Origin of the sequence: Aquincola sp. J276 (assembly GCF_024700035.1) — a bacterium.
GTDB classification, from domain to species: Bacteria; Pseudomonadota; Gammaproteobacteria; order Burkholderiales; family Burkholderiaceae_C; genus Aquincola; species Aquincola tertiaricarbonis.
In genome coordinates, this window is sequence record NZ_JAJONC010000001.1 from 173,002 (window position 1) to 199,570 (window position 26,569).

The 26,569-nt window shown below is 74.0% G+C and carries 21 protein-coding genes and 1 tRNA gene; 12 read left to right on the forward strand and 10 right to left on the reverse strand.

Translation table 11 applies throughout. From position 1 onward, the window contains the following. Positions 1 to 3: 3 nt before the first annotated feature. The 6 genes from lgt to cobA all read left to right on the forward strand — a co-directional run bounded on the left by lgt (position 4) and on the right by cobA (position 4,573). A complete protein-coding gene (gene lgt / locus LRS14_RS00825; protein WP_257798231.1) occupies positions 4 to 804 on the forward strand; it encodes a prolipoprotein diacylglyceryl transferase in 801 nt (266 codons plus the stop codon). Next, on the forward strand, positions 801 to 1,508 hold the full coding sequence (gene dnaQ, locus LRS14_RS00830) for a DNA polymerase III subunit epsilon (RefSeq protein WP_046114537.1): 708 nt from the start codon (positions 801 to 803) through the stop codon (positions 1,506 to 1,508). Before lgt ends, dnaQ begins: the two co-directional genes overlap by 4 nt. A gap of 61 nt (positions 1,509 to 1,569) precedes the next feature. Beyond that, positions 1,570 to 1,644, forward strand: a tRNA-Val gene (locus LRS14_RS00835). Between the two features lie 298 nt (positions 1,645 to 1,942). Next, positions 1,943 to 2,761: an aldo/keto reductase gene (locus LRS14_RS00840; protein ID WP_257798232.1), complete on the forward strand. Its 819-nt coding sequence runs from the start codon at positions 1,943 to 1,945 to the stop codon at positions 2,759 to 2,761. Then, the gene (locus LRS14_RS00845) at positions 2,761 to 3,516 is read left to right on the forward strand and encodes a DUF6064 family protein (protein WP_257798233.1); all 756 of its coding nucleotides are present in this window, start codon (positions 2,761 to 2,763) and stop codon (positions 3,514 to 3,516) included. The genes LRS14_RS00840 and LRS14_RS00845 overlap by 1 nt, the downstream gene beginning before the upstream one ends. A gap of 235 nt (positions 3,517 to 3,751) precedes the next feature. Next, positions 3,752 to 4,573 (forward strand): uroporphyrinogen-III C-methyltransferase, encoded by an 822-nt coding sequence (cobA, locus tag LRS14_RS00850; protein ID WP_257798234.1) that lies wholly within the window; start codon positions 3,752 to 3,754, stop codon positions 4,571 to 4,573. A gap of 27 nt (positions 4,574 to 4,600) precedes the next feature. Here cobA and LRS14_RS00855 read toward each other — a convergent pair whose 3' ends face one another. After that, entirely contained in the window at positions 4,601 to 5,566 is a 966-nt protein-coding gene (locus LRS14_RS00855; protein ID WP_257798235.1) for a DMT family transporter, read from the reverse strand. A 68-nt stretch (positions 5,567 to 5,634) separates the two neighbouring features. On the opposite strand from LRS14_RS00855, the gene LRS14_RS00860 reads away from it, so the two are divergent. Genes LRS14_RS00860 through LRS14_RS00875 form a run of 4 tightly spaced genes read left to right on the forward strand, consistent with a single transcriptional unit; the run spans position 5,635 to position 8,719 of the window. Then, complete coding sequence (locus LRS14_RS00860; RefSeq protein ID WP_257798236.1) at positions 5,635 to 6,216, forward strand: DNA-3-methyladenine glycosylase; 582 nt, start codon at positions 5,635 to 5,637, stop codon at positions 6,214 to 6,216. Between the two features lie 33 nt (positions 6,217 to 6,249). After that, the gene (locus tag LRS14_RS00865; RefSeq protein ID WP_257798237.1) at positions 6,250 to 7,101 is read left to right on the forward strand and encodes a rhodanese-like domain-containing protein; all 852 of its coding nucleotides are present in this window, start codon (positions 6,250 to 6,252) and stop codon (positions 7,099 to 7,101) included. Further along, positions 7,098 to 8,081, forward strand: a complete 984-nt coding sequence (locus tag LRS14_RS00870; protein ID WP_257798238.1) for a pseudouridine synthase — start codon at positions 7,098 to 7,100, stop codon at positions 8,079 to 8,081. The genes LRS14_RS00865 and LRS14_RS00870 overlap by 4 nt, the downstream gene beginning before the upstream one ends. Then, a complete protein-coding gene (locus LRS14_RS00875) occupies positions 8,078 to 8,719 on the forward strand; it encodes an ATP-binding cassette domain-containing protein (protein ID WP_257798239.1) in 642 nt (213 codons plus the stop codon). Before LRS14_RS00870 ends, LRS14_RS00875 begins: the two co-directional genes overlap by 4 nt. Here LRS14_RS00875 and LRS14_RS00880 read toward each other — a convergent pair. The 3 genes from LRS14_RS00880 to LRS14_RS00890 are packed head-to-tail and all read right to left on the reverse strand — an operon-like array spanning position 8,635 to position 14,248. Continuing rightward, positions 8,635 to 11,208, reverse strand: coding sequence for a tetratricopeptide repeat protein (locus LRS14_RS00880; RefSeq protein WP_257798240.1), 2,574 nt, complete (start codon positions 11,206 to 11,208; stop codon positions 8,635 to 8,637). The two genes, LRS14_RS00875 and LRS14_RS00880, sit on opposite strands and share 85 nt — an antisense overlap. 38 nt (positions 11,209 to 11,246) lie before the next feature. Then, complete coding sequence (locus LRS14_RS00885) at positions 11,247 to 12,359, reverse strand: NAD(P)/FAD-dependent oxidoreductase (RefSeq protein ID WP_257798241.1); 1,113 nt, start codon at positions 12,357 to 12,359, stop codon at positions 11,247 to 11,249. Continuing rightward, positions 12,356 to 14,248, reverse strand: a complete 1,893-nt coding sequence (locus tag LRS14_RS00890; RefSeq protein WP_257798242.1) for a LodA/GoxA family CTQ-dependent oxidase — start codon at positions 14,246 to 14,248, stop codon at positions 12,356 to 12,358. The genes LRS14_RS00885 and LRS14_RS00890 overlap by 4 nt, the downstream gene beginning before the upstream one ends. A 217-nt stretch (positions 14,249 to 14,465) precedes the next feature. On the opposite strand from LRS14_RS00890, the gene LRS14_RS00895 reads away from it, so the two are divergent. After that, positions 14,466 to 17,189 (forward strand): ATP-binding protein, encoded by a 2,724-nt coding sequence (locus LRS14_RS00895; protein ID WP_257798243.1) that lies wholly within the window; start codon positions 14,466 to 14,468, stop codon positions 17,187 to 17,189. Between the two features lie 17 nt (positions 17,190 to 17,206). Here the strand turns inward: LRS14_RS00895 and LRS14_RS00900 are convergent, their stop codons facing one another. From LRS14_RS00900 to LRS14_RS00925, 6 genes are read right to left on the reverse strand one after another with little or no spacing between them, the layout of a single operon-like run. Next, positions 17,207 to 19,132: a diguanylate cyclase gene (locus tag LRS14_RS00900; protein WP_257798244.1), complete on the reverse strand. Its 1,926-nt coding sequence runs from the start codon at positions 19,130 to 19,132 to the stop codon at positions 17,207 to 17,209. Positions 19,133 to 19,191: 59 nt separating this feature from the next. After that, positions 19,192 to 21,273 (reverse strand): diguanylate cyclase domain-containing protein, encoded by a 2,082-nt coding sequence (locus LRS14_RS30100; protein WP_257798245.1) that lies wholly within the window; start codon positions 21,271 to 21,273, stop codon positions 19,192 to 19,194. After that, positions 21,270 to 23,387 (reverse strand): CHASE2 domain-containing protein, encoded by a 2,118-nt coding sequence (locus LRS14_RS00910; RefSeq protein WP_257798246.1) that lies wholly within the window; start codon positions 23,385 to 23,387, stop codon positions 21,270 to 21,272. The genes LRS14_RS30100 and LRS14_RS00910 overlap by 4 nt, the downstream gene beginning before the upstream one ends. Positions 23,388 to 23,392: 5 nt before the next feature. Continuing rightward, a complete protein-coding gene (locus LRS14_RS00915) occupies positions 23,393 to 24,007 on the reverse strand; it encodes an OmpA family protein (protein WP_052736457.1) in 615 nt (204 codons plus the stop codon). Next, entirely contained in the window at positions 24,004 to 24,447 is a 444-nt protein-coding gene (locus tag LRS14_RS00920; protein WP_257798247.1) for a FecR domain-containing protein, read from the reverse strand. The genes LRS14_RS00915 and LRS14_RS00920 overlap by 4 nt, the downstream gene beginning before the upstream one ends. Positions 24,448 to 24,455: 8 nt before the next feature. Beyond that, positions 24,456 to 24,620 (reverse strand): hypothetical protein, encoded by a 165-nt coding sequence (locus LRS14_RS00925; RefSeq protein WP_257798248.1) that lies wholly within the window; start codon positions 24,618 to 24,620, stop codon positions 24,456 to 24,458. Positions 24,621 to 24,700: 80 nt separating this feature from the next. Here LRS14_RS00925 and LRS14_RS00930 point away from each other — a divergent pair, with 80 nt between their 5' ends. After that, a complete protein-coding gene (locus LRS14_RS00930; protein WP_257798249.1) occupies positions 24,701 to 26,569 on the forward strand; it encodes a methyl-accepting chemotaxis protein in 1,869 nt (622 codons plus the stop codon).

Consider the following 26,569-nt stretch of genomic DNA (forward strand, 5'->3'; position numbering starts at 1 on the left):
CGGATGCTCGTCCACCCGCAATTCGATCCGATCGCGCTGCAGCTCGGCCCGCTGGCCATCCACTGGTACGGCCTGACCTACCTGGTGGCCTTCGGCCTGTTCCTGTGGCTGGCCACGCTGCGCACCCGCCAGCTGCAGTACGCCCGACTCGGCTGGACGCGCCGCGACGTGGAGGACCTGCTGTTCTTCGGCGTGGTGGGCGTGATCGTCGGCGGCCGGCTGGGCTATTCGCTGTTCTACAAGCCGGGCTACTACCTGCAGCATCCGCTGGAGATGCTGATGCTGTGGAAGGGCGGCATGTCCTTCCACGGCGGGCTGCTGGGCGTGCTGGTGGCCATGGCCTTCTTCGCCTGGCGGCGCAAGCGGCCCTTCTTCGAGGTGACGGACCTGATCGCGCCCTGCGTGCCGCTGGGGCTGGCCTCCGGGCGCATCGGCAACTTCATCAACGGCGAGCTGTGGGGCCGCGCGGCCGACCCCTCGCTGCCGTGGGCGATGGTGTTCCCGCAGTCGGGCACTGACATCCCGCGCCATCCGTCGCAGCTCTACCAGTTCAGCCTGGAAGGCGTACTGCTGTTCATCCTGCTGTGGGTGTATGCACGGCGGCCGCATGCCACGGGCCGGGTGTCCGGTGCCTTCCTCATCGGCTACGGCAGCTTCCGCTTCATCGCCGAATACTTCCGCGAGCCGGACAGCTTCCTCGGGCTGCTGGCCTTGAACATGAGCATGGGCCAGTGGCTGTGCGTGCCGATGGTCGTCGCCGGCATCGTGCTGTGGCTGCGCGCCGGCAGGAGCAAGAACGCATGAGACAGATCTTCCTCGACACCGAAACCACCGGCCTCAGCCCCGAGAGCGGCGACCGCATCATCGAGATCGGCTGCGTGGAGATGGTCAGCCGCCGGCTGACCGGCCACAACAAGCACTTCTACCTGAACCCCGAGCGCAAGAACTCGGAAGACGCCGTCAAGATCCACGGCCTGACCGACGAATTCCTGGCCGACAAGCCGCTGTTCTCGGCCATCGCCGACGAGCTGATGGAGTACCTGGCCGGCGCCGAGATCGTGATCCACAACGCGGCCTTCGACGTCGGCTTCCTCAACGAGGAACTGCGCCGGCTGGGCCGGCCGCGCTTCACGCAGCAGGTGGGCCGGGTGACCGATTCGCTGCTGATGGCCCGCGACATGTTCCCGGGCAAGAGCAACTCGCTCGACAGCCTGTGCAAGCGGCTGGAGGTGGACAACAGCAACCGCACGCTGCACGGCGCGCTGCTGGACGCCGGGCTGCTGGCCGAGGTCTACATCCGCATGACGCGCGGCCAGGAAAGCCTGGTGATCGACGTGGGCAGCGAAGGCAGCGGCGCGCTGGCGGCCGCGCCGATCGACTTCTCGGTGTTCGAGCTGGTGGTGCTCGAGCCCAGCGCCGAGGAACTGACGGCCCATGAAGCGCTGCTGGGCGAGCTGGACAAGGCCAGCGGCGGAAAAACTTTGTGGAGGCAGTTGGCAAGCGCTTGAGTTGTGGCATACTGCGAGGCTTGCCGGAACACGAGAAGAACAACAAACGCCGCAGATTTCCGGGCGGTTAGCTCAGCGGTAGAGCACTGCCTTCACACGGCAGGGGTCGCAGGTTCGAACCCTGCACCGCCCACCAGATTCCTTGCCGCAGGATCTACGACCAACGCCACCCACCGGGTGGCGTTGTCGTATGTAGCGCGGCCTCGGCCATGCCCGGCGCAGGAACCTGCTTTGCCGCATCGCCTCCAACTGGCCAGTGCGCAACCCGCGCACCCATTGGAAGGATTGCCGTGCCTGCCTGCCCGCCCCAGTCACCCTCGATGCCAGGCCGTCGCCGCTTGTTGGCCCATGGCCTGGGCTGGCCGCTGGCTGTGTGGACCGGGGCCGGTATCGGTGGCGCGGCCACCGCTGCGACGCCACCGGGCGGGCTGCTGATGCGGCCCGTGCCCTCCAGCGGCGAAATGCTGCCGGCAGTGGGCCTGGGCACCTGGATCACCTTCAACGTCGGCAACGATGCCGCGGCGCGGGATGCCTGCGCGGAGGTGGTGCGGGCCTTCTTCGCCGATGGCGGGCGGCTGATCGACAGCTCGCCGATGTACGGCTCGTCGCAGCCCACCATCGGCCATGCGCTCGCGCGGGTGGGGCCGCAGCCGCGGTTGTTCTCGGCCGAGAAGGTGTGGGTGGGCGATGCCGAACGCGGTGCCGCGCAAATCGAGGCATCGCGCCGCTTCTGGGGCGTGCCGCGCTTCGACCTGATGCAGGTGCACAACCTGCTGGGCTGGCAGGCGCACCTGCCGCGGCTGGCGGAGATGAAGGCCGCGGGCCGGCTGCGCTACATCGGCATCACCACCTCCGAAGGCCGGCGCCATGCCGAGCTGGAACAGTTGATGCGCACCCAGTCGCTGGATTTCGTGCAGTTCAGCTACAACCTGCTGGACCGCGAGGCGGAGCAGCGGCTGCTGCCGCTGGCGCGTGACCGCGGCATCGCGGTGCTGGTGAACCGGCCGTTTCGCCAGGGTGCGCTGCTGGACGACCTGCGGCGCCACCGGCTGCCTGGCTGGGCCGGCGACCTCGGCTGCACGAGCTGGGCGCAGGTGGCGCTGAAGTTCGTGCTGTCGCATCCGGCCGTCACCTGCGCCATACCGGCCACCAGCCAGGTGGCGCATGTGCGGGAGAACCTGGCCGCCGCGCTCGGCCCGCTGCCCGACGCGGCGCTGCGCCGGCGCATGGCGGCCGACGTGCAGGCGTTGTGATGTCCGAATGGTGGAGCTACCGGCCGTCGGACTTCCTGATGTTCGCGCCGCGCACCTACTGGCGGCTGTTCGAGCTGTTGAACCAGGCGGCCTGGCCGCTGGCGCTGCTGTTCATGGCAGCCGGCCTGGTGCTGCTGGTGGCCGCGGCCCGCGGCGTGGCCCGTGGCATGGCGGCCGCGCCGCTGCTGCTGCGCGGCGGGGCGCTGTGGCTGGCGCTGGCCTGGGTGCATGCCGGCTGGGCCTTCGTGCTGCAGCGTTATGCGCCGGTCAACTGGGCGGCCGTGCCGATGGCAGCCGGCTTCGCCTGGCAGGCGATGGCCTGGCTGCTGTTGGCCGCGGCCGGCGCCCGTGCGCTGGCGGTGCCCCCCGGTGCGGTGCAGCTGCCGGCGCCGCTGCACCGTCGGCGCGTCGGCGGCGTGCTGCTGATGGCCGCGGCGCTGCTGCTGCATCCCCTGCTGGCCTGGGCGTCGGGCCGGCCGCCGGAGCAGGCGGAACTGTTCGGCCTGGCGCCGGACCCGACGGCAATCGCCAGCCTGGGCTGGCTGCTGTGGTGCGGGCCGCTGCGCCATGCGCTGCTGGCGCTGGCTTCGTGGGCGGTGCCGGTCGCGTGGTGCCTGGTGTCGGCTGCCACGCTGTGGACGCTGGGCTCGGCGCAGGCGCTGGTGCCGGCGGCGGCGCTTGGGCTGGCGGCGTGGCTGCTACGGCGCGGCCGGGCTGCCAGGAGGCAGATACCGGCCGACGCAGCAGGCCTCTGAACTGCGGCGCAGCGCGCCATGCACCAGCCTGGCCCGCTGCGCCGGGCATGGAACCTGCATCGGCTGGCGGGCGGTGTAAAGACGCACCGCCTGCGGCGCCCCTTCGTCGCGCCTGCCGTACCTGCCGCGGCAGCGCCGGCGCCCACACCCCACCTGCCTTCCTGCCTGCGGCCCGTGCCCCGGGCGCGCCGCGGCATGGCAGGCCTGCCTTGCCTGCCTGAACGGAGAACCGACCATGCATGCCCCGATGAACACCGCAGCGCCCGTGATCCACCCCGTGCACCTGGTGGGCGCCGGCCCGGGTGACCCCGAACTGCTGACGCTGAAGGCGGTGCGCGTGCTGCGCGAAGCCACCGTCATCCTGGTGGACGACCTGGTGAGCGAACAGGTGCTGGCCACCGTGCTGCAGGACATGGCCCGGCCGCCGCGGCTGGTGCACGTGGGCAAGCGTGGCGGCTGCGCTTCCACGCCGCAGCACTTCATTTGCAAGCTGCTGGTGCGCGAGGCCCTGGCGGGCGAGAAGGTGGTGCGACTGAAGGGTGGGGACCCGCTGGTGTTCGGCCGCGCCGGCGAGGAGATGGCTGCGCTGCAGGCGGCCGGCGTGCCGGTGCAGGTGGTCAACGGCATCACCTCCGGCCTGGCGGCGGTGAATGCGCTGGGCACCGGCTGGACCGACCGCGATGCCGGCGCGCAGGGCGTGCTGCTGGTCACCGGCCATGCCCAGGCCGGCAGCGCGGGGCCGGACTGGCAGGCCATTGCCGGCGCGGCGGCCAGCGGCATCACGCTGGTGGTCTACATGGGCGTGGCGCATGCAGCGCAGATCGTGCAGGCCCTGCGCCAACAGCTGCCCGGCGACCTGCCGGCGGCGGCGGTGCAGCATGCCAGCACCGCGGCCCAGCGCAGCAGCGTGGCCACGCTGGACACCCTGGTGGACGCGCTGGCCCGCGACGCCATCGGCAGCCCGGCGGTGCTGGTGATTGGCCGTGTGCTGGCGCCAGCACTGGCCGCGCTGCGCGAGGCGGCGCCGCCGTCGCACCAGCGGGCCGCGCGGGCCTGACAGCCGGACGACCGCCCGGCCGGCCGCTCAGCGTGCCGGCTGCCCGCCCAGCGTGGCGGCCGGGCGCCGCGCTGCCGCGGCCTGCTGCGTCACCAGCCAGATGCCCACGCACACCAGCGCCAAGGCCGCCGCGTACTTCCACTGCAGGACCTGCTCGCCCAGGAACAGCGCCGACAGCGCGGTGCCGAACACCGGCACCATGAAGTTGAAGGCGGTCACCAGGCTCACCCGGTTGTGCTTGAGCAGCAGGCTCCACACCGAGAACGCCGCCGCCGACAACAGCGCCAGGTACGCCAGCAGCAGCGAGGAACCTGGCGTGAAGCCGTGCAGCGACCCGCCGCCGGCCTCGCCCACCGCCAGCAGCACCGCGCCGCCAATGGCCAGCTGCCAGCCGGTCATCACCACCGGGTCGGTGCCCTGCGAAATGCGCCGGCCGTAGATGCTGGAAGCGGCCAGCACCAGGGCGGCGGCCACGATGCAGCCTTCGCCCAGCAGGCTGAACTCGAAGTCCAGCGGGCCACGCCCCAGGTTCACCACCATCACGCCCACGAAGCCGATGGCACAGCCCAGCAGCTTGCGTGGCGAGAGTCGGTCGTCCGCATGCAGCCAGTGCGCCAGCATCACGCTGAAGAAGGTGCCGGTGGCATTCAGGATGGATGCCTTGACCCCGGTGGTGTGGGCCAGGCCGACATAGAAGAACAGGTACTGCAACGCGGTCTGCGTGACGCCGAGCAGCGCCAGCCGGCCCCAGGCGCGGGCGCCGGCCGGTGCCAGCCGGCGGCCCAGCGCGGCAGCGGCGGCCAGCAGCAGCGCGCCCGCCGCCAGGAAGCGCCAGCCGGCGAACAGCAGCTGGGTGAACAGGTCGCCGGCGGCGATGCCGAACAGCGCGTAGCCACTCTTGATGGCGGGATAGGAACTGCCCCACAGCAGGCAGCAGAGCAGGGCGAGCGCCACCACGTTGCGGGAGCGCGAGAAGAAGGCGTGGGCTGTCACTGCAAGGCCGGTACCGGGAAAGGGCGTGCATTGTGGTGCGTGATGCCCGGCCACGCAGAATGGGGGACATGCAGCATCCCACCCCCTCCAGCCGCCTGGCTGGCATCGATTTCATGGCCGACGCGCACGAGGTGGCCCGCCAGCTGATCGGCACCGTGCTGCTGGTGGACGGCGTCGGCGGGCTCATCGCCGAGACCGAGGCCTACGACCGCGAGGACCCGGCCTCCCACAGCCACGGCGGGCCGCGGCCGCGCAATGCGGCGATGTTCGGCCCGCCGGCGCATGCCTATGTCTACCGTTCCTACGGCATCCACTGGTGCGTCAACTTCGTCTGCCGCGAGGCCGGGCATGGCGCCGGCGTGCTGATCCGCGCGCTGCAGCCGCTGCAGGGACTGGACCGCATGCGCCAGCGCCGCGGGCTGGACGACGAGCGCCTGCTGTGCGCCGGCCCCGGCCGGGTGGCGCAGGCGCTGGGCATCACGCGCGAGCTGGATGGCCGGCCGCTGTCGGCACCGCCCTTCGAGCTGCTGCCGGCCGACACGGCGCATGAGGTGGCGGTAGGCGTGCGCATCGGCATCAGCAAGGCGGTGGACGTGCCCTGGCGCTTTGGCCTGGCGCACTCGCGGTACCTGAGCAAGCCGTTCCGCTGAGGCGGCTACATCGCCGCGCCAGAATCGCGCCCCATGTCCGACCGACCCCCGCCCGCCGCGCTGCTGCACAGCAGCTTCTACCGCTTCACGCCGCTGGCCGACGCGGCCGCCGCCGCGCAGGCGGTGCGCCTGCTGGCGCAGCACCTCACCGGCGCCGTCACGCTGGCGCCGGAAGGCCTCAGCGGCGCAGTGGCCGGCCCGGCCGAGGCGGTGCGTGCCTTCGAGCAGGCACTGTGCGCCGCGCCCGCCTTCGGCGGCGCGTTGCGGGGCCTGGCCTTTCGGCACAGTCACGGCCGCACCGCGCCCTATGCCCGGCTGAAGGTGGTGCTGCGGCCCGAGCTGGTGGCGCTGAACCTGCCCGGCGCCGAGAGCCTGCCGCCGCCGGACGAGGCCGACGGCAGCCATCTCACGCCCGCCGAATGGCGCCGCCTGCTGCAGGACGGCGATGCGGTGCTGCTGGACAACCGCAACCACTTCGAGGTGCGGCTGGGCCGCTTCCGCGGCGCCGTCGATCCGCAGGTGCGCAACTTCCGCGACCTGGTGGCCCATGTGCAGGCCCATGCACCCGCCTGGCGGGCCGCGGGCCGGCCGGTGGCCATGTACTGCACCGGCGGCATCCGCTGCGACAAGACCGCGCCGTGGCTGCGCAGCCTGGGGCTGACCGTGCTGCAGCTGCGCGGCGGCATCCTCGGCTACTTCGAGGCGCTGCCCGATGCGCACCGCGAGTGGCAGGGCGAGTGCTTCGTCTTCGACAACCGCACCGCGCTGGACACCCGGCTGCAGCAGACCGCCACCGGCCCGGCGCAGGTGTTCGATGCGAGCCAGCCCGACGAAGCCTGGCGGCTGCAGCGCGCGCTGCGCCTGGCCGCGGCCGGCGGCGCATGACCCGGCCGCGCGTGGCCTGGGCGCCGCCGATGCGCGACGGCGTGAGCCCCAGCCGGGTGGCGGTCAGCGGCGGGCCCTGGCCCGGCGTGCTGGCCTTCCTGCAGGCGCGGCTGCCGGCGGTGGCCGACTGGCCGCAGCGCCTGGCGCGCGGCGACGTGCTGGACCTGCAGGGCCGGCCGCTGCAGCCCGGCGATGCCTGCCGGCCCGGCGCGGTGTACTGGTACTGGCGCAGCCTGCCGCCGGAGCCGCGGGTGCCCTTCGAGATCGAACTGCTGCACCAGGACGACGACCTGGTGGCGGTGGACAAGCCGCACTTCCTGCCGGTGGCGCCCAGCGGCCGCTGGCTGCAGGAAACCGTGCTGGTGCGGTTGAAGCGCCTGCTGGGCATCGACACCCTGGTGCCGATGCACCGGCTGGACCGCGAGACCGCCGGCGTGCTGCTGTTCACCGTGCGGCCCGGGGTGCGGGATGCCTACCAGGCCGTGCTGCGAGAGCGCCGCGCGCACAAGGTGTACGAGGCGATCGCGCCGTGGCGGCCCGGGCTGCAGCTGCCCTGCGAGGTGGCCAGCCGGCTGCAGGAGCGGCCCGGCGACGCCTTCATGCAGATGGAGGAGGTGCCCGGCGAGTCCAATGCCCGCAGCCGCGTGGAACTGGTCACCCGGCTGGGCGCGCCGCCGCCCGGTGCGGCCGAGCCCGGCGTGGCCGAGATCGCGCTGTACCGGCTGCAGCCGCACACCGGCCGACGCCACCAGCTGCGGGTGCACATGGCCGCGCTGGGCCTGCCGCTGCTGGGCGACCGCATCTACCCGCGGCTGTGGCCGGCGGAGACCGCCGACGCGCCGCCCGACTACCGCTGGCCGCTGCAGCTGCTGGCACGCGAGATCCGCTTCACCGATCCGCTGAGCGGTCGCGAACGCTGCTTCACCAGCCGCCGCCAGCTGGCCGTGTCCGCCGGCGGTTGCGCAGAATCGCCGACATGAGCGCCCACCCACCGAACCCCCTCCTGCTGCAGGCCCGCGGCCTCGGCTTCGCCTTCGAGCCCGGCGGCCCACCGCTGCTGCATGGGCTGGACCTCGTGCTGCGCCCCGGCCTCACGCTGGTGCAGGGCGACGAAGGCACCGGCAAGAGCACGCTGCTGCGGCTGCTGGCCGGCCGCCTCGCGCCCACGGCCGGCGTGCTGCAGCGCCATGCCGACACGCTGTATGCCGACGATGCGCAGGACCCGGCCGACGACGCGCTGCCTGCGCAGCAATGGCTGGCGCTGCGCCGCGCCCGCCATGCGGGCTGGCAGGCGGCCACCGAGCAGGCGCTGCTGGATGGGTTCGCGCTGCAGGAGCATCTGCACAAGCGGCTGGACATGCTGTCCACCGGCAGCCGGCGCAAGGTCGGCCTGGTGGCCGCAGCCGCCAGCGGCGCGGCGCTCACCTTGCTGGACACGCCGTTCGCCGCCCTGGACGCACCCTCCAGCCGGGTGCTGGGCCAGGTGCTGGCCAAGGCCGCCGCAGGCCACGAGCGCGCCTGGGTGGTGGCCGACTACGGCGTGCCGCCGCTGCTGTCCGGCGTGGCGCTGGCCGGGCTGATCCAGCTGGGCGATCCCGGCGACGGCACCGGCGGCTGAAGCGGGCCTGCCGCCGCCGGCCGGCCCCGCGCCGGCAGCGCCGCCACCAGCGCCAGCGGCGACATGCACAGCTGCCGCCGCGCCTCGCGCACCGCATCGGCCAGCACCAGCTGCCGGCCCTCCGCCTGCAGCGCGGCAAAGCGGGTGGCGCCCAGGGCCTGCGTCGTGGCCGCCACCAGTGGCGCCACGCAGGTGCGCACCGCCGGCTGGCGCTGCTGGCGCGTCACCTCGATGCCGGCCTGCGCGGCGCCGTGGAAGCGCGCGGCATCGTCCCAGTCGCCGGTGGCAGCGCACAGGCCGGCGAAGGCGTCCAGCGTCATCTGCGCGATGCCCTCGTGGCCGATGTCCGTCGCCACGTCGATGGCCTCGGCCAGCGTCTCGCGCGCCCGCGGCGCATCGCCCTGCAGCACCGCCACCCAGGCCACGTTCACCAGGTTGATGGCCACCTCCGCCGGCGTCTGCCGTTCCCGCGAGCGCGCCAGTGCCTGCTCGAAAAGCGGACCGGCCCGTGCCGGCGCGGCATCGGCCAGGTGCACCACGCCGCGGGCGCGCAGCGCGGTGTCCAGCAGCCGCGCGTCCTGCGCCTGGCCCGCCAACGCCAGCGCCGCGGCGGCATGGCCGTGGGCTTCGTCGGTGCGGCCCAGCCCCAGGCAGGCGAAGCCCAGGCTCATCATGGCGCTGGCTTGCAGCGGGGCATCGTCCAGCGTGCGGGCCATGGCCAGCGCGCGCGCCAGCAGCGGCAGCGCCTCGTCGTGGCGGCCGAGGAAGTAGGCCGCTTCGCCGGCGGCCACCAGGGCCCGCGCGTGCACCGTGCCGGCCGGCGCATGGCTGGCCCGGGCCACCGCCTGGCAGGCCAGGCGGTAGCCGGTGCCCAGCAGGCCGCGCATCCGCCAGTAGCCGCGCAGCGCGGCGGTGAGCACCAGCCCGGGGTGGGCGCCGTCCACCACGCTGTCGCACCAGGCATGCGCCAGCAGGATGTTCTCCCGCTCCAGGTCCAGCTGCAGCAGCCAGTCGCGCTGGCCGGGGCCCTGCATGCGGTGGTGGCCGGCCTCCACCAGGGCCACGTAGTGCGCCAGGTGGCGGCTGCGGGCGGCGGCCTCCTCGCCGGCGTCGCGCAGGCGGTCCCGCGCGAAGACGCGCACCGTCTCCAGGAAGCCGTAGCGGGTCTCGCCGCCGGGGCCGGCCTGCACCGTCACCAGCGACTGGTCCACCAGCCGCGACATCGCCTCCAGCATGTCCAGCTCGCCGTCGCCGGGCTCGCCCGCCAGCGCGGCGGCGGTGTGCAGCGTCCAGCGACCCGCCACCACCGCCAGCGCGCGGAAGCGCCGCTGCAGCACCGGGTCCATCTGGTCGTAGCTCCACTGGATGGTGGCGCGCAGCGTCTGGTGGCGCGGCAGGTCGGTCAGCAGGCGGAAGCGGTCGTCCAGGCGGGCGCGGATCTCCTGCACGCTGAGCACCTTGCGCCGCGCGGCGGCCAGCTCCAGCGCCAGCGGGATGCCGTCCAGCCGGCGGCAGATGTCCACCACCGCGGCCAGCTCGTCGGCATCGGGCGCGTAGCCGGGGTCGGCCCACTGCAGCCGGTCGATGAACAGCCGCACCGCGTCGAAGCCGGTGGCCACGCCCCGCTCGCCCGGGCCCGGCACTTCCAGCGGCGCCAGCGCATACACCCGCTCCAGCGGATGGCACAGCGCCACGCGGCTGGTGGCCAGGATCTGCAGCCGCGGGCAGCGCGACAGCAGCTGGTCCGCCATCTCCGCCACCGCGGCCACCATGTGCTCGCAGTTGTCCAGCACCAGCAGCATCTGGCGCTGGCCGATGGCGCCGGCCACCGCGTCGATCATCGGCGTGCCCGGCTGCTCGTACACCCGCAGCGCGGCGCCGATGGCCAGCGGCACGCCACCCGCCTCGTGCAGCGGCGCCAGGTCGATGAACCACACGCCGTCGGGCGTGGCGGGCGCCAGCCGGCGTGCCAGCGCCAGGGCCAGCCGCGTCTTGCCGCAGCCGCCGATGGCCACGATGCACAGCAGCCGGCTGTCCGCCATCAGCCGCAGGCAATGCGACAGCTCCTTCTGGCGGCCGATGAAGGGGCTGCGCTCGGGCGGCAGGCTGGCCACCGGCGCGGCCGCGGCCGGCGTGTCCGGCTGCGGCGTGGCCTCGTCGGTCGGGGCGGGCCGCAGCGGCAGCGTGAGCTGGTAGCCGCGGCCGGCCACGGTGGCGATGGCATCGCGCCCCAGCAGCCGCCGCAGCTTGCTCACCTGCACCTGCAGGTTGTTCTCCTCGACCACCAGGCCGGGCCACACGGTGTCCAGCAGCTCGTCCTTGGACAGCATGCGGCCGCGGCCGGCCACCAGCGCGGCCAGCAGGTCGAAGGCCCGCGAGCCCAGCGGCAGCGGCCGGCCGTCGTCCAGCAGCAGGCGTTCCTGCAGGCGCAGTTCGAAGCGCCCCAGCAGATGGCGGGAGGCGGGCCGTTCGGCGGCGGGCATGTTCATGCGGCGGCGCGGCTCCTTCCGCGCAACTGCTGTGGGGGTCAGTCCGAACTGCTCGTCGTGCCATCGTAGCCGCCGTGGCGGCGGCGCTGCCAGTAGCGATGGCAGGCGTGACGGGTCTCGTCGCGGTACAGCGCCAGGCGCTGGCGCTGGTAGGCGTCGAAGGCGTCGGCCAGGCGCGCGGCATAGGCGGGCAGGGCCTGGGCATCGCCGTCGCGCAGCGCGATCAAGGCCTGCGCGGCATGCAGCCCGCTTTGCAGCGCCACCGTCAGCCCGTGGGCGGACAGCGGGTCGAAGCCCATGGCCGCATCGCCCACCGCCAGCCAGCCGCTGCCGCAGAAGCGGTCGAGCCGGCTGCTGTCGGCGGCCAGCAGCCGGGCGGGCTGCAGGGCCAGATGGCGGGCATCCACGCCATGGGCGATCAGCCGGTCCAGCGTGCGTGGCGCGGCGGCCAGGCGCTGCAGCCAGCCGGCATGGCCCTGGGCCGGCGGCGGGCGCAGGTCGGCATCGGTGAAGCAGGCCAGGCTCCAGCGGCCGCAGGGCGCCGGAGCGCTGTACCACCAGCCGTCGGCGGTGGCTTCCACCAGGCTCATGCCGTCGCCGGGCGCGTGGGCGGCCGGCGCGCTGGCCAGCCAGGCCAGCTGGCGGTCGCCGCGCAGCCGGCGTGCGCCCTGGCGGCGGGCGAAGTGGCTGCTGCGGCCGCTGGCATCCACTATGGCCTGCACCGGGGGCGCGGCCTCGGTGCCGTCGGGCGGTTCCCACTGCAGGCCCAGCGCCAGCGCCCGCTCGCGCAGCCGGCCGTCGAAGCGGCCGCGGTCCACCTGCCAGGCGCTGCCCTGCGGATGGCTGATGAAGTCCAGGTGGCGCAGGCCGCCGGGGCCCCAGTCGCAGGCATGGGCGTGGCAGGGCAGGTGGCCGTCGGCGGCGAAGGCCCCGGCCACGCCCAGCCGCGCCAGCAGCGCATGGCCGCCGGGCGAGAGGCTGTCGGCCCGCGGTGGCAGCGCGGATGCGGTGGCGGGGCGTCGCGGCGGCCTGCAGCGCACCGCCACGCCGCCCTGCAGCAGGCCGATGGCGGTGGCCAGGGCGGCAGGGCCGTCGCCGATGATGCGCACGGTGAACGGCAGCTGCCGTCCAGGCGGCCGGACTGTGCTCATCGCTCCTGCGTCGGGTCGTGGGCGGCCAGGGAGTGCACCGCGGTGGCGGCGGCGGGGCCGATGCGGCGGCCGGTTTCCACCCGCAGGGTGGGCGGCCACAGGGGCAGGTCGGTGGGGGCGGGCTGCTCCAGCACGATGCCCACCTGCGACCAGGCCTCGATGAACACCGCCCGCGGATTGGGCTGGCCGATCAGCGCGGGCGGCTGGCCCTTGCTGGCGTACACGATGCCGCGCAGCCATTTCTCGCGGCGCGCGGCCGACAGCGCCTGCAGCCGCTGGTCCAGCGGCTGCGCGGTGTCCATCACCACCGCGTACTGGGCCTGCGTGAGCACGTCGTTGGGCACCCGGGCCGGCCAGAAGGTGGGCAGGTATTCGCCCGCCCAGGGCTTGTAGGCCGACAGGCAGCTGGCGGTGTCGGTCTGCCAGGGGCAGGCCATCCAGCGGGTGATGCCGCCGGGCACGCAGCCATCCAGCGGGCCGCCGGCGGCCAACGCGCTGCTGGCGGTGAGCACGTCGCCGAAATCGGGCTCGGGCCCTCGGCGGCGGCGCAGCCGGAAGGGCTGGCCGTGCTGCTCGTACATCAGCGCCACCCGCATCGGCCAGGTGAACTCGGCGCCGGGATGGAACGGGCCGCCGGTGGTTTCCTCCAACGCGGCGCGGTCCAGCGCCTGCGCCTGTTCGGCCGGCTTCATCTGGTCGAACGGCAGGTCGGGCGGCGGCGCGGGCACATGCCGGAAGTCACCGTCGGCCCACTGGCGCAGCAGCGCGTATTGCAGCGGCGTGATGGACATCCAGTTCATCGGGTCGGTGATCGGCGGGTTCAGCACCACCGCGTCGCCGTACACCGCCGGCCAGGCGTCGGCCTGCAGCCGCGGCGCGCCGGGCTCGCGGAAGCTGTGGAACACCGCGCGCCGCAGCGGCTGGCAGGCGGGCGCGGGATCGCACAGCCGGGCCCGCAGCCCGGGGCTGCGGAAGTCCTGCGGCGTGCCCCAGCCGAACTGCAGCGCGAAGCCGGCATTCACCCATTCGGTGTCGGCCAGGCGGCGCAGCAGCGGATGGATGTCCTGCCAGTAGTCGGGCTGGCCGGGCGGGCACATGCGGCGGCTGCGCACCGCCAGGTCGCGCAGCAGGTCCCAGCCGGTGACCAGCGCCTGCACGCCCGGCGCGTAGTCCGGCGGCGCCACCACCACCCAGGCGCCGATGGCCTCGTGCGTCACGCCGCCCAGCGTGACGCGCGCATTCACCGGGCCGTCGCAGATGTCGTCGTGCCAGCCGTCGTTGTTGGCGAAGCCCTGCGGCGGCTGGCCGTCGTAGGACGATGAATGGCCGCGCCCGCCCAGGAACAGCAGCCGGCCGGCCTCGTCGGTGCGCAGCTCGCCCAGGTACACCTTGCGGCCCATGAAGCAGCCGCTGTCGAAGGTGTGGCGCGGGTCGCCGCCCTCGCGGTGGGTGTCGGTGCCGCTGATGTGGCGCGCGCCGGGCTCGATGCGCAGGCCCGCGCGGTCCGCGCCCGCCAGCCGGCGGTTGCGGCGCAGGCTGGCCACCGGCGACGTGCCGGGCAGGTCGCCGCGGCTGGCGGGGATGTCCAGCGCCTGGTCGAAGTTGAACCAGTCGGCCTTGAGGTTGGCCACCTCCACCGTCCATTCGATGCGGGCCTCCTGCGCGGTGATCTCGCGCACCACGCGGCCGGCGTCGTCCAGCCCGTAGAGGCGGAAGCGCGCGGCCCGGCGCAGGATGCGGCCCTGCGCGTCGCGGTAGTTGCCGGCCGGCGTGCGCGGCTGGCCGGGCGCCTCCGGCCCCAGGAACCAGCCCTGCGGGCTGTTGCCCACGCGGGCGATGCCGATGGCCGGGTGGATGGCCACCGAGGTGATCTGGTCTTGGTGGGGCATGGGCGGTCTCCGTGGTCGCTGTCGCGCGGGTTGTCCCATGCGGCGGCGGCGCCGGGCAAGATGCTGAAGATGTCCTGAACTGCGGATTCAGCACGATTCAGGAGGGCCGCCGCCATCAACAGCGGGATGGACGCCCGGCAGGGGCATGGTGTACTGCGGGCGACAGCATTTCCTGCGATCCACGGGCCGCTGCCCTGACACCGTTCCAGCAGTACTGATGGGCCTTCCAGCCGCCAACGCCAGCCGCCGGCGCCAGCCGGACTACCTCTTCTCCCGCCTGCTGCTGATCGTGGCCGCCGCCGCCATTCCGCTGGTGGCCCTGCAGGCGGTGAGCATCCTCGACGCCCGCCGGCAGGCGGAGCGCCGCGCCGCCACCGTGCTGCGCGAGCAGGTGCACGACGTGGCCGAGCACATGCGCAACCACCTGCTCACCGCGGAGCACCTGCTGAGCTTCCTGGCCACGCGGCGCAGCATCCGCACGCTGCAGCCGGAGGCCTGCGAGGACCTGGTGCAGGGTGCCACCGGCCAGGGCGTGGCCTACACCAACATCGGCTTCTTCCGCGCCGACGGCACCCATGTGTGCTCGGCCGAGCCGCATGTGCCGCGCCGCTCCTTCGCCGACCTGGCCTGGTTCAGCGCCGGCCTGGCGGCCGATCACTTCCTGCTGAGCGAGCCGCGCCGCGGGCCGGTCAGCGGCCGCATGGTCATGTACCTCACGCTGCCGGTGCGCGACGAACAGGGCCGCAAGACCGGACTGGTGGTGGCGGTGATCGACATGCAGGCGGTGAACGCGTCGCTGCAGGGCGACCTGCGCGGCGCCGGCGGCATCGTGGCGGTGCTGAAGGACCGCCGCATCATGCTCACGCGCCTGCCCGACCCCGAGCGCTGGATGGGCGCGGCGCTGCCCACCGCGCTGCTGGGCGCCACCAAGGTGGCCGACGCCCGCATGATGATCGCCACCGGGCTGGACGGCCAGCGCCGCGCCTATGCCGCCGCGCCCATCGGCAAGCACGGGCTGGACGCGCTGGCCGGCATGCCGGTGGCCGACGTGTACGCGCCGGTGAATGCCGAGCTGCTGCGCGCGGTGGCGCTGGCGCTGGTGGTCATCGGCCTGGGCCTGGCGGCGGCCTGGCTGGCGGCTCGCCGGCTCACCGCCGCGCTGCACAGCATCGCCGACACCGCGCGCCGGCTGCATGCCGGCCACACCGACGTGCGCGCCGATGCCGGCCTGCCCGGGCAGTTCGGCGAGGTGGCGGTGGAGTTCAACCGGCTGATCGAGCGCAACGACCAGCGCGCCGCGCAGCTGCAGCAGTCGGAGCGGCATGCGGTGCAGCTGCGCCGCTTCCACGAGACGCTGTCGGCCACCGGCCAGGCGATCGCGCGGCAGATGCCGCCGCAGGCGCTGTACGAGGAGGTGTGCCGCGCCTGCATCGCCACCGGCCTGGCCGAGCAGGCCTGGGTCTCTCGGCCCGAGGCGGGCGGACTGCGGGTGGTGGCCCACAGCCGCGCCGGCAGCGCGCCGCGGCGCTCGGACGAGGCCGTGCTCTGGGGCAACCGCGACCTGGCGCTGGCCGAGCAGGCGCTGGCCAGCGGCCGGCCCGCCATCGACGCGCCGGCCGACGAGGCGCCGATGGCCGCCGTGCCCATCGAGGTGGAGCAGGAGCGGCTGGCCGTGCTCACGCTGTGCGCCGCACCGGGCGTGGCCTTCGACGACGAGCTGGTGGGCCTGCTGGACGAGCTGGCGCGCGAGCTGTCCTTCGGCCTCACGCTGGACCGCCACAAGGCGGCGCACCAGGCGCTGGCCGCCGCCGAGGCCGCCAACCGCGCGAAGACGCAGTTCCTCTCCCACGTCAGCCATGAGCTGCGCACGCCGCTCAATGCGGTGCTCGGCTTCGCCCAGCTGCAGCATGCGCGGGCCCAGGCGCGGCAGGACGCCGAGGCGCAGCAGCAGCTGGGCCATGTGATGGCCGCGGCGCGGCAGCTCAAGGTGCTGATCGACGACCTGATGGACGTCACCCGCATCGAGGCCGGCGAGCTGACGGTGGAGATGACCGACGTGGACGTGGCCGCCCAGCTGGCCAGCGTGGTGCAGCTCAACCAGCCGCTGGCCCGCCGCCACCAGGTGACGCTGCAGCTGGAGCCCGCCGCCGGCCTGCCGCTGACGATGCGGACCGACCCGGTGCGGCTGCGCCAGGTGCTGATGAACCTGGTGTCCAACGCCATCAAGTACAACCGCCCGGGCGGCCATGTGCGGCTGCAGGCCCGCTGCGACGGCCGCCGCATGGAGCTGCGCGTGGCGGACGACGGCTTCGGCATGTCGCAGGCGCAGCTCGACGGCCTGTACCAGGCCTTCAACCGGCTGGGGCGCGAGCGCTCGGCCATCGAGGGCACCGGCATCGGCCTGTTCATCACCCGCCGGCTGGTGGAGCTGCTGGGCGGCGAGCTGTCCTTCGACAGCCGCGAGGGCCTGGGCACCACGGTGACCGTCTCGCTGCCCTGGCAGCCGCCGCGGGGGGAGGCGGTGCCCAGCGCCTTCGCGCCGCTGGATGCACCCGAGGGCGCCGACGCGCTGACCGGCACCGTGCTCTACATCGAGGACAACCCGGTCAACGCCCTGCTGGTGGAAACCTACTTCCAGCAGCATTCCCAGGTGCAGGTGGTGGTGTGCGCAAGCGGCCAGGAAGGCCTGCGCCGGGCCGCCGAGCTGCAGCCCGACCTGGTGCTGCTGGACATGCAGCTGCCCGACATGCATGGCCTGGAGGTGCTGCGGCGGCTGGGCGCCGACCCGCGCACCGCGCAACTGCCGGTCATCGCGCTGTCGGCCAGCGCCATGCCGCAGGAGGTGGAGGCCGCCACCCGCGCCGGTGCGCAGGCCTACTGGACCAAGCCGATCGACTTCGCCAAGCTGCGCGCGGGCGTGGCGGCGGTGCTGGGCCGCTGAGCGCCGGGCGGCCGGCGCTACACGCCGACGGCGCGGTTGCGGCCCTGGTGCTTGGCCGCGTAGAGCGCCCGGTCCACCAGCGCGATGGCCTGTTCATGCCGCACCGGCCGGCCATGCGGCGGCAGCGGGAAGCTGCCGTGGCCGATGGAGGCGCTCAGCTGCAGCGGCTGGCCGCCGGCCACCACCGGCTTGCCCGCCACCGCGGCCAGCAGCTGCTGCGCCAGCCGCTGCACCGCGGCCGCATCGGCGCCCGGGCGCACCAGCAGGAATTCCTCGCCACCCCAGCGCACCACCAGGTCGGCGGGCCCGGCCGCGGCCTGCAGCCGGCGCGCCACCTCCACCAGCACCTCGTCGCCGGCCGCATGGCCCTGCACGTCGTTGATGCGCTTGAAGTGGTCGATGTCCACCAGCAGCAGCCCGCCGTGGAAGCTGCCGTCGGGCGCGGCCAGCCGCGCCATCGCGGCCTGGAAATGCCGGCGGTTGGACAGCTGCGTGAGCGGGTCGCGCTCGCTCTGCGCCTGCAGCCGCACCTGGCTGGCGGCCAGCTCCCGGTGCGTGCTGCGCACCCGCCGGTACAGCAGCAGCGCGGCCGCGGTGGCGGCCAGCATCACCGCGGCCAGCAGCCAGCCGATGCGCTGCTGCAGCGCGCGGTTGGCCAGCGCCTCGGTCTTCAGCGCGTTGTCGCGGGCCAGCAGGTCGATGTCGCGCTGGCGGGCCTCGGCGTCGTTGCGGGCCTGCAGCTCCTTCAGCGCGGCGCTGCGGTTGATGCGCATCAGCTCGGCGCTCAGCGCCCGCTCGCGGTGGAAGAGGTCGATGGCCGCGCGCGCGTCGCCGGCGGCGGCCAGGGCCTCGCCGAACTCGCGCAGCGTCTCGGCCTGGCGGCCGTTGTCGCCGCCGGCCTCCCACAGCGCGATCAGCCGGGCCAGGTCTTCCTTGCCTTCGGCCAGCCGGCCGAGGCCGATCTTGGCCAGCCCGGCGTTGTTCACCGCCGCCCGCTCGGCGCGCAGGTCGTGGCGCTGGCGGATGATGAGCAGGGCCTTCTCGGCCGCGGCCAGCGCATCGGCCGGGCGCTGGGCATGGACGTAGGCATCGCTCAGGTTGGTGAGCATGCGGGCTTCCAGCCGCGGCGCGTCGGCGCGGGCGGCCATCAGCTGGGCCTGCTGGTGGTGGTGCAGCGCATGCCGCTGGTCGCCGCGGATGCCGGCCAGCCGCGCCTCGATGTCGCTCAGGCGGGCCAGCTCGCCCATGTCGTCCAGCGGCAGCACCAGGCGCCGGGCGCGAGCGATCAGGCGGCGGGCCTCCTCGCCGTCGCCGGCCTCCTCGGCCAGCACCGCCAGTGCGCCCAGGCTGGTGGCCTGGCGGCGGGCGTCGCCGCCGGCCTCGGCCAGCGCCAGCGCGGCGCGGGCATGGGCGGCCTGCGTGGCGGCCACGCCCTGGCCCACCGCGCGCCGCTGCACGATCTGGCGGGCGCTCCAGGCGGCGCGGTAGTCGCAGTGCAGCGGCCGCTCGGTGTGGGGCGGGCAGTCGGCCTCGAACACCTGCAGCGCCGCCTGCGCCAGCGCCGCCGCCATCGCCGACTGGCCGCCGTTTTCCGCCACCTGCGCCCGCACGAGGTTGGAGCCGGCCAGCGCGCGGCCGGCCTGTTCCCGCGGGGCCGGCTGCTGCGCCAGCTCCAGCAGCAGCTCGGCCGTGGCTTCGGCATCGCGGCTGCGGCCGGCCTGGGCCTGGATGCTGCCCAGCGCCTGCAGCACCAGCCGCAGCGCCTCGGGCGTGGAGGCCTGCCGGCGCAGCTGCTGCAGCCCGGCCAGCGCGGCGTCGGGATGCTCATAGCCGCTGCGCTGCAGCTGGTCCACCTGGGCTTCGAAGGCGGCGGGCGTGGCGGCGGCAGGCGCCGCCCCCAGCGCGGCCAGCACCAGCGCCAGCAGCCGACGCCGCAGGGCCACGGTCAAGGGCCTGACGGGTGCACCCTCCCGCTGCGCGGGATCCCACCGGGCGGCGGCGCTCACGCCGCCTGCTCCACCGATGGCTCGCCGCCGTCGCCGCGCAGCAGCGTCAGCGCCACGCGGCCGTCGTCGGCCGCGGCTTCCAGCGCGCCGGTGATCGCCTCCAGCGAGGCGTCGTTGGCCGCCTGCCGCAGCCGCACGCCGTAGGCGCGGTTGCGGCCGCGGGTCTTGGCCAGGTACATGGCGGTGTCCACCAGGTTGACTGCCCGTTCCCAGGGCACCGCCAGCGCGCCGGGGCCGATGGGGAAGGTGGCGAAGCCGATGGAGGCGGTGACGGCGATGGTCTGGCGCTCCACCTGCACCGGCGTGGCCTGCAGCGCGCCCAGCATGCGGCGCGCCAGCGCGTCGATGCGCTCGGGCGACAGCGCCTGCACCACCACCAGGAATTCCTCGCCGCCCCAGCGCACGATCAGGTCGTCCTCGCGCAGCGTGGCGCGCAGGCGCTGCGCCACCTCCACCAGCGCGGCGTCGCCGGCGGCATGGCCGTGGCGGTCGTTGATGCGCTTGAAGTGGTCGACGTCGATCAGGTAGAGCGTGCCGCTGAGGGTGCCGTCGGCCGCGCGCTGCTGCATCGCGGCCTGGAAGCCGCGGCGGTTGGCCAGGCCGGTGAGCGGGTCGCGCTCGCCATGCTGGCGCAGCACCTGGTTGCTGCGGGCCAGCAGCCGGTTGGCCTGCCGCACCCGCCGTTGCAGCGCCACCAGCACGCCGAAGGAAGCCACCAGCGCCGCCGCCAGCAGCCACCACAGCCGCTGCTGCAGGTCGCGCCGGTGCAGCTGCTCGGCCTTGATGTCCTGCTCCCGCTGCAGCAGCGCCAGCGAGCGGCTGCGCTGCTCGGCGTCGTACTGCTCCTGCATCGCCAGGATGGCCTTCTGCTGGTCGACCCGCAGCACGCCCGCGGCCAGCTTGCGGTGGCGGTGGTAGGCGGCCACCGCGCCGCGCAGGTCGCCGGCCTTTTCCAGGTAGGTGCCCAGCTCCAGGTAGGTGGAGGCGGCGCCACCCCAGGCGCCGCGCTGCTCGTCGATGGCGATGGCCTGCGCCACGAAGCGCTTGCCCGGGGCCAGCTGCTGCATCGCGATGTGGGCGAAGCCGATGTTGGCCAGCGACACCAGCTCGGTGTCCGGGTCGCGCAGCTCGCGTGCCAGCGGCAGCGCACGCTGGGCATGGCCGAGGGCGGTCCTGTAGTCGCCCTTCTTCAGGTAGAAGTCGGCACTGTTGGCCAGGTAGCGGGCCTCGTCGCGCTTGGCGCCAGCGCGCCGCGCATGGCTGATGGCCAGCTCGAAGCTGCGGCGGTCGCCCTCGCGGTCGCCCAGGCCGTCGAGCACGATGCCGGCGGTGTTGTGGGCCCGGCCCAGGGCCACCGCATCGCCGGCGGCGGTGGCCACGGCCAAGGCCTCGTCGCTGAGGGTGCGGGCCCGTTCCAGCTGGCTGGCGCCGAAGTAGCTGTAGGCCAGCGCGCTGCGGGCCTCGGCCCGGCGCCAGGGCGTGCCGATGCGGTCGGCCAGTGCCAGCGCCTCGTGGTTCAGCCGCACCGCGGCTTCCAGCTGGCCGGCGCGGTCCTTGATGAAGCCGTGCGCGGCCACGAAACGGTAGCGCTCGAGGTCGGGCACGCCGGCCGGCAGCGCCTGCAGCCCCTGCTGCAGCAGCTGGTCGGCGCGCTGCAGGTCGTGGCCGCCGTGGGCGGCCAGGCTGGCGCGGATGAGCAGCGCAGCCGCCGCGGCGCGGGCAGCGCGCGCGGGGCCGGCGGATTCGGGCCAGGCGTCGAGCTGGACGGCGCTGCGCTCGGCGGCGTCGCCCTGCGCGGCTTCGGCCCACATCAGGCCCTGCACCGTCAGCAGCGCCAGCCGCAGGTCGCTGAAGGCGGGGCTGGCGTCCAGCAAGGCCTGCAGCTGCTGCGAGGCCGGCGCCGGCTGGGCGCGGCCCAGGGTCTCCAGCGCCAGCAGGCGGTCCGGCAGCTCGGCGCCAGGCGCGGCCTGCACGGCAGGGCCGGGCGCCGGCGCGACAGGCTGGGCCGGCAGCGCGCCGGGCAGCAGCAGCGCCGCGGCAAGGACGGCGCCGGCACGGCGCGGCGGACGGTGCTTCACGGCTGCTGCGCGTGGTCGCGGGGGATGGACGCCGCGGCCGGCAGGGGGGCGGGCCGGTGCTGCTTCAGCCCTTCGATGACCTGGGCGGCGGCCACCTCGGGCGAGGCGTCGCCCTCGGCCTCGTCGCGGTGCTCGTCGGCGATGGCCTGGATGGTGTCCTCGATCTCGAAGAAGGCGTCCAGCACCACCGGGTCGAAGGTCTTGCCGCGCAGCTCGCGCATCATCTGCGTGGCGCGCGCATGGCTGAACGGCTCCTTGTAGCAGCGGCGGCTGATCAACGCGTCGTAGATGTCGGCCACCGCCATGATGCGGCCGGCCAGCGGGATGTCCTGCCCCGCCAGGCCCAGCGGGTAGCCGCTGCCGTCCCACTTCTCGTGGTGGGTGGCGGCGATGTCGCCGGCGATGGTGAGGAAGTTGTCGCCCTCGATGCGCTGCGCGGTGCTGAAGATGATCTTGCGGCCGAACTCGGCATGCTGCTTCATCTGCTCCATCTCCTCGGGCGTGAGGCGGCCGGGCTTGAGCAGGATGTGGTCGGGCACGCCCACCTTGCCGATGTCGTGCAGCGGCGCCGAGATGAACAGCAGCTCGATGTACTCGTCGGTCAGCAGCGCGGTGTGGTGGCCGGTGGCCCGCAGATGCAGCGCCACGGCCCGCACGTAGTGCTGGGTGCGCTTGATGTGGGCGCCGGTCTCGGGGTCGCGGGTCTCGGCCACCGAGGCCATCGATTCGATGGTGACCTGGCGTGCGTTCTCCAGCTGCCGCCGCCAGGCCAGCGCACGCCGGCGCTCCAGCGCATAGCGGGTGATGAAGAACACCATGAAGAGCAGGCCCGCCGACAGGCAGGGCGCGGCCATCGGCAGCAGCAGCCCGCTGCGCAGGTACAGCGCCACCGCCAGCCCCAGCGCCGCCGCCGGCACCACCGCGCTGGCGGCCACCAGGGTGGGGATGCGGATGGCGAGCACGAAGATGGCGGTCATCAGCAGCCCGGTGGCCAGGCAGGCCGCCAGCGCCACCGCCGCGCCCCACGGCGGCGTGTGCACGAAGCGGCCCTGCAGCAGGTTCTCGGCCATGAGCGCATGGATGCGCAAACCGGGGAAGGCCGGGTGCATCGCGGTGGTGTGCACGTCCTTCAGGCCCACGGCGGAGGTACCGACGAACACCACCTTGCCGCGCAGCGCCTCGGCCGGCACCTGGCCGGCCAGCAGCGCCACCGCCGACACCGCGGGATAGCTGGCCGGCCCGCCGTCGAAGCGCAGCGTGGCATAGCCGGCCGCATCCATCGGCAGCTGCCGCGTGCCCACCTGCAGCGCCAAGCCGTCGGGCGTGGCCAGCACCTGCACCGCGCGCAGGCCCTGGGCCCGCATCACCGCGGCCAGCGACAGGCTCACCTGCGGCCGGCCGCCATGGCCGATGAGCAGCGGCAGCCGGCGCAGCACGCCGTCGTCGTCCAGCTTCTGGTTCACGAAGCCGCTGCTGCGGGTGCGCCGCGCGACCGGTGCGGTGTTCTCCAGCACGCCGGTGGCTTCCTGCAGCGCCAGCAGGTCGGTGCGGCCACCCACCTGCAGCGGCTGGGCATCGGCCGGCTGCGCGCCGGGCGTGGCATGGTCGAAGTAGAAGTAGCGGGCACCCACCACACCGGCCCGCGCCATCTGCTGGCCCAGGTAGCCGTCGTTGTCCAGCAGGCCGGGCGGCACGCCGCCGATGGCCACGTCGATGCCGAAGTCCTGCTTGAAGGTCTGCTGCAGCGTCAGCAGCGAGCTGCGGTCCGGCTCGGGGAACAGGATGTCCATGGCGATGGCCGCGGGCGCCGCCTGGTGGATGCGCTCGATCAGCGAGGCCACCCGGTAGCGCGGCCAGGGCCACTGGCCCACCGCGGCCAGGCTCACGTCGTCGATGTCCACCACCACCACCTGCTGCGCGGTGGCACCCGAGGCGGTGCGGCGCATCAGCTCGTCCTGCAGCCCGTGTTCCAGCCGCGCCAGCCAGGCCGGCTGCAGCAGCCCGGCCAGCCCGATGGCCAGCGGCAGCAGCAGGCCGATGACCAGCATCAGCGCCGCATGCCGCGGCGACACCTTGTGGCCCAGCGCCGGGCCGGTGCGGTGCGTGGCGGGCATGGCCGTCAGAGCACCATGACTTCGGCGCGGCGGTTGCGCGGCTCGGGCACGCCGGGCGCGGCCGGCACCAGCGGTTCGGCATCGCCGAAGGACTGCACCTCGATGCGGTCCAGCGATGCATCGCTCTTGCGCAGCCAGTCGGCCACGGCGCGGGCACGCTCGGCCGACAGCCGCAGGTTGCGTTCCTTGCTGCCGGTGCTGTCGGCATGGCCAAAGACGCTGATCTCGGTGGGCTTGCGCTCGCGCACCGCGGCCAGCAGCGCCGGCAGCTGGGCCTTGGCGGCCTCGGTGAGCACCGTCTTGTCCAGCACGAAGGTGAGCACGAAGGTCACCGGCCGCGGCGGCTGGGCCTTCAGCAGGTCGCCATGGGCGGCGGTGACGGCGGCTTCCTGCTGCGGCTGCGCCGCGCCGGGGGCGGAGGCCGAGCCCACCGCGGTGGCCGCGGCATAGGCCTGGTCGATGCGCTGGGTGCCGGCGGCATTGCTCAGCAGCACCGCGCCCACGCGGCCGTCCTCGTCGGGCATCAGGGTGACGGTGGTGCGCGGCTGCGGCGGCGCAGGCGGCGTGGCGCAGCCGGCCAGCAGCAGCACGGCCGCGGCCAGGGCGGCGGCGGCCTTCATTGCGCTTCCACGATGAAGCGGGTGCCGCGCACGCCCACGGTGGCGGTGGGCGTGCCCACCTTCACCGCCTCGGGCGCCAGCTTGCCGATCTTGCCGCTGGTGTAGATGGCCTTGCCGCGGGCCAGGTAGACGTCGAAGTCGTAGCGCGCATCCTTGGGCTCGAAGGCGTAGTCGCGCAGCTCCAGCTCGCTGGCCGGGCCCAGGGTGACGGCGGTGCCGTCCTTGAACATGATGCCGGCCGAGGCGCCGGGGCCCGACACCAGGCGGTCGGCCACCTGCAGCGTCATGCCGGGCGTGGCGGCCACGTTGCCGGCCGGGCGCAGCACCGTCACCTCGCCGGTGACGTTCTTGAACAGCGCGACATGCGCCTCGTTGGCCACGGCGGTGCCGCCGGCCAGCATGAGCAGGGCGGCCAGGGCGGCCAAATTGTTGCGGTACATCCGAACCTTTACTGCTGGCGGCCGGGGTCGGCCGGGTCGTGGACGCCCCGCCGCACCGGGTCGTGACCGGCACGGGAGTGCATGGATTCGCCCATATCGGCCACCACGCGCGCGGCATTGAGCTGCGGTTTGTAACGAATTCGCTCAAGGTGGGGATCCGGCGCGGTCTGCAAGGCGTGCAGGCATCACGGTCAACTTCGCGCGTGCCGCGTCGATATAGGTCGGTCGTCGTCCACTTGCCACCTTGAAGGTCATGGGTCTTGTTGCAGTCCGGCGCTGGTCCATCCAGCGCAAGCTCATGGCCAGCATGCTGCTGTGCCTGTTGTGCTTCATCGTCATCTCGATGGCCACCGGCATGTGGCTCACCCGCGGCGCATTCGAGGACCGCGTGGTGCAGCAGGAGCTGCCGGCGGTGCTTGGCCGCGTGCGCGCCGACATCCAGCGCCAGATCAGCGAACCGCTGACCGCCTCGCTCGACATGGCGGACAACCATTTCCTGCTGCAGTGGGAACGGGCCGGCCAGCCCGAGGACGGCCTGGCGGCCTTCCAGGCCTATGCGGCGCGGCTGAAGGCCAAGCACAAGGCCTCGGCGGTGTACTGGGTGTCGCAGGCCAATGGCCGCTACCTCTCGGAAGCCGGCCTGCAGCGGGTGCTGGGCGCCGACGAGGCCTGGTTCGGCCGCTTCCTCACCAGCGGCCGGCCCTACATGCTGGACCTGGACCGCGACAAGTCCAGCAACGAGTACATGCTGTTCATCAATGCCCGCTTCGACGCGGGCCCGGGCCATGCCGGGCTGGCCGGCCTGGGCCTGTCGGTCAACACCATGGCCGACAGGATCCGCGGCTACCGCATCGGCGAGACCGGCTCGGTGATGCTGGTGCGGCCCAACGGCACCATCGTCGTCCACCGCGACGCGACCCTGGCCGACGGCCGCCATGCCCTGGCCGACCTGCCCGGCTTCCATGCCGGCGCGGTGGCCACGCTGCTGCAGGACGGCGAGGAGTTCCGCCACACGGTGCAGCCGGCCGAGGGCGGCGACCGGGTGCTGGCCGCCAGCTTCGTGCCCGAGCTCAACCTCTACGTGGTGGCCACGGTGCCGCGGGCGGAGCTGCTGGCCGCGGCCACCCGTGCCGCCTGGACCGGCCCGTTGATTGCCGGCGGCGTGGGCGGCGTGCTGGCGCTGCTGCTGATCGTGTGGGTGTCGCGTGCCATCGCGGCGCCGGTGCGCCGCGCCGCCGCGCTGCTGGCCGACATCGCCGAGGGCGACGGCGACCTGAGCCGCCGCATGGCGGTGGAGACCGAGGACGAGATCGGCCAGCTGGCGCGCGCCTTCAACCGCTTCGTCGGGTCGCTGCAGGCCATGGTGCAGCAGGTGCGCATGGCCTCCGATGCCATCGCCACCGCCAGTGCCGAGGTGGCCACCGGCCACCTCGACCTGAGCAGCCGCACCGAGCAGGCCAGCAGCTCGCTGCAGCAGACGGCCGCGGCCATGTGCCAGATCACCGAGCAGGTGCGCAGCCATGCCGACAGCACCCGCGAGGCGGATGCGCTGGCCCGCTCGGCACAGGCGGCGTCCGGCCGCGGCGGCCAGGCCATCGCGCAGGTGGAGCGCTCGATGGAAGGCATCGATGCCTCGTCTCGCCGCATCGGCGACATCATCGGCGTGATCGACGGCATCGCCTTCCAGACCAACCTGCTGGCGCTGAACGCGGCGGTGGAAGCGGCCCGCGCGGGGGAGCAGGGTCGCGGCTTCGCGGTGGTGGCCGGCGAGGTGCGGGCCCTGGCCCAGCGCAGCGCGCAGGCCGCGAAGGAAGTGCGCGGCCTGGTGGCCGAGTCGATGACGCAGGCGCAGGACGGCACGCAGCAGGTGCGCACCGCCGCCGAGTCCACCCGCGAGCTGCTGGCCCTGGTGGGCCGCGTGGCCGGCGTGATCGAAGGCATCGGCGGCAGCACCCGGCAGCAGAGCCAGGGCATCGAGGAGGTGAACGGCGCGGTCGCGCAGCTGGACGTGATGACGCAGCAGAACGCCGCGCTGGTGGAGCAGGGCTCGGCCGCAGCGGAGAGCCTGCGCGAGCAGGCGACGCGGCTGGCCGGCGCGGTGGGCCGCTTCAAGCTGCAGTGA

Excerpts from the sequence above, each read along its gene's own strand:
- lgt (WP_257798231.1), top strand. The coding sequence starts at position 4 with ATGCTCGTCCACCCGCAATTCGATCCGATCGCGCTGCAGCTCGGCCCG.
- dnaQ (WP_046114537.1), top strand. The coding sequence starts at position 801 with ATGAGACAGATCTTCCTCGACACCGAAACCACCGGCCTCAGCCCCGAG.
- LRS14_RS00840 (WP_257798232.1), top strand. The coding sequence starts at position 1,943 with ATGCGGCCCGTGCCCTCCAGCGGCGAAATGCTGCCGGCAGTGGGCCTG.
- LRS14_RS00845 (WP_257798233.1), top strand. The coding sequence starts at position 2,761 with ATGTCCGAATGGTGGAGCTACCGGCCGTCGGACTTCCTGATGTTCGCG.
- cobA (WP_257798234.1), top strand. The coding sequence starts at position 3,752 with ATGCATGCCCCGATGAACACCGCAGCGCCCGTGATCCACCCCGTGCAC.
- LRS14_RS00860 (WP_257798236.1), top strand. The coding sequence starts at position 5,635 with ATGCAGCATCCCACCCCCTCCAGCCGCCTGGCTGGCATCGATTTCATG.
- LRS14_RS00865 (WP_257798237.1), top strand. The coding sequence starts at position 6,250 with ATGTCCGACCGACCCCCGCCCGCCGCGCTGCTGCACAGCAGCTTCTAC.
- LRS14_RS00870 (WP_257798238.1), top strand. The coding sequence starts at position 7,098 with ATGACCCGGCCGCGCGTGGCCTGGGCGCCGCCGATGCGCGACGGCGTG.
- LRS14_RS00875 (WP_257798239.1), top strand. The coding sequence starts at position 8,078 with ATGAGCGCCCACCCACCGAACCCCCTCCTGCTGCAGGCCCGCGGCCTC.
- LRS14_RS00880 (WP_257798240.1), bottom strand. The coding sequence starts at position 11,208 with ATGAACATGCCCGCCGCCGAACGGCCCGCCTCCCGCCATCTGCTGGGG.
- LRS14_RS00885 (WP_257798241.1), bottom strand. The coding sequence starts at position 12,359 with ATGAGCACAGTCCGGCCGCCTGGACGGCAGCTGCCGTTCACCGTGCGC.
- LRS14_RS00890 (WP_257798242.1), bottom strand. The coding sequence starts at position 14,248 with ATGCCCCACCAAGACCAGATCACCTCGGTGGCCATCCACCCGGCCATC.
- LRS14_RS00895 (WP_257798243.1), top strand. The coding sequence starts at position 14,466 with ATGGGCCTTCCAGCCGCCAACGCCAGCCGCCGGCGCCAGCCGGACTAC.
- LRS14_RS00910 (WP_257798246.1), bottom strand. The coding sequence starts at position 23,387 with ATGCCCGCCACGCACCGCACCGGCCCGGCGCTGGGCCACAAGGTGTCG.
- LRS14_RS00915 (WP_052736457.1), bottom strand. The coding sequence starts at position 24,007 with ATGAAGGCCGCCGCCGCCCTGGCCGCGGCCGTGCTGCTGCTGGCCGGC.
- LRS14_RS00920 (WP_257798247.1), bottom strand. The coding sequence starts at position 24,447 with ATGTACCGCAACAATTTGGCCGCCCTGGCCGCCCTGCTCATGCTGGCC.
- LRS14_RS00930 (WP_257798249.1), top strand. The coding sequence starts at position 24,701 with ATGGGTCTTGTTGCAGTCCGGCGCTGGTCCATCCAGCGCAAGCTCATG.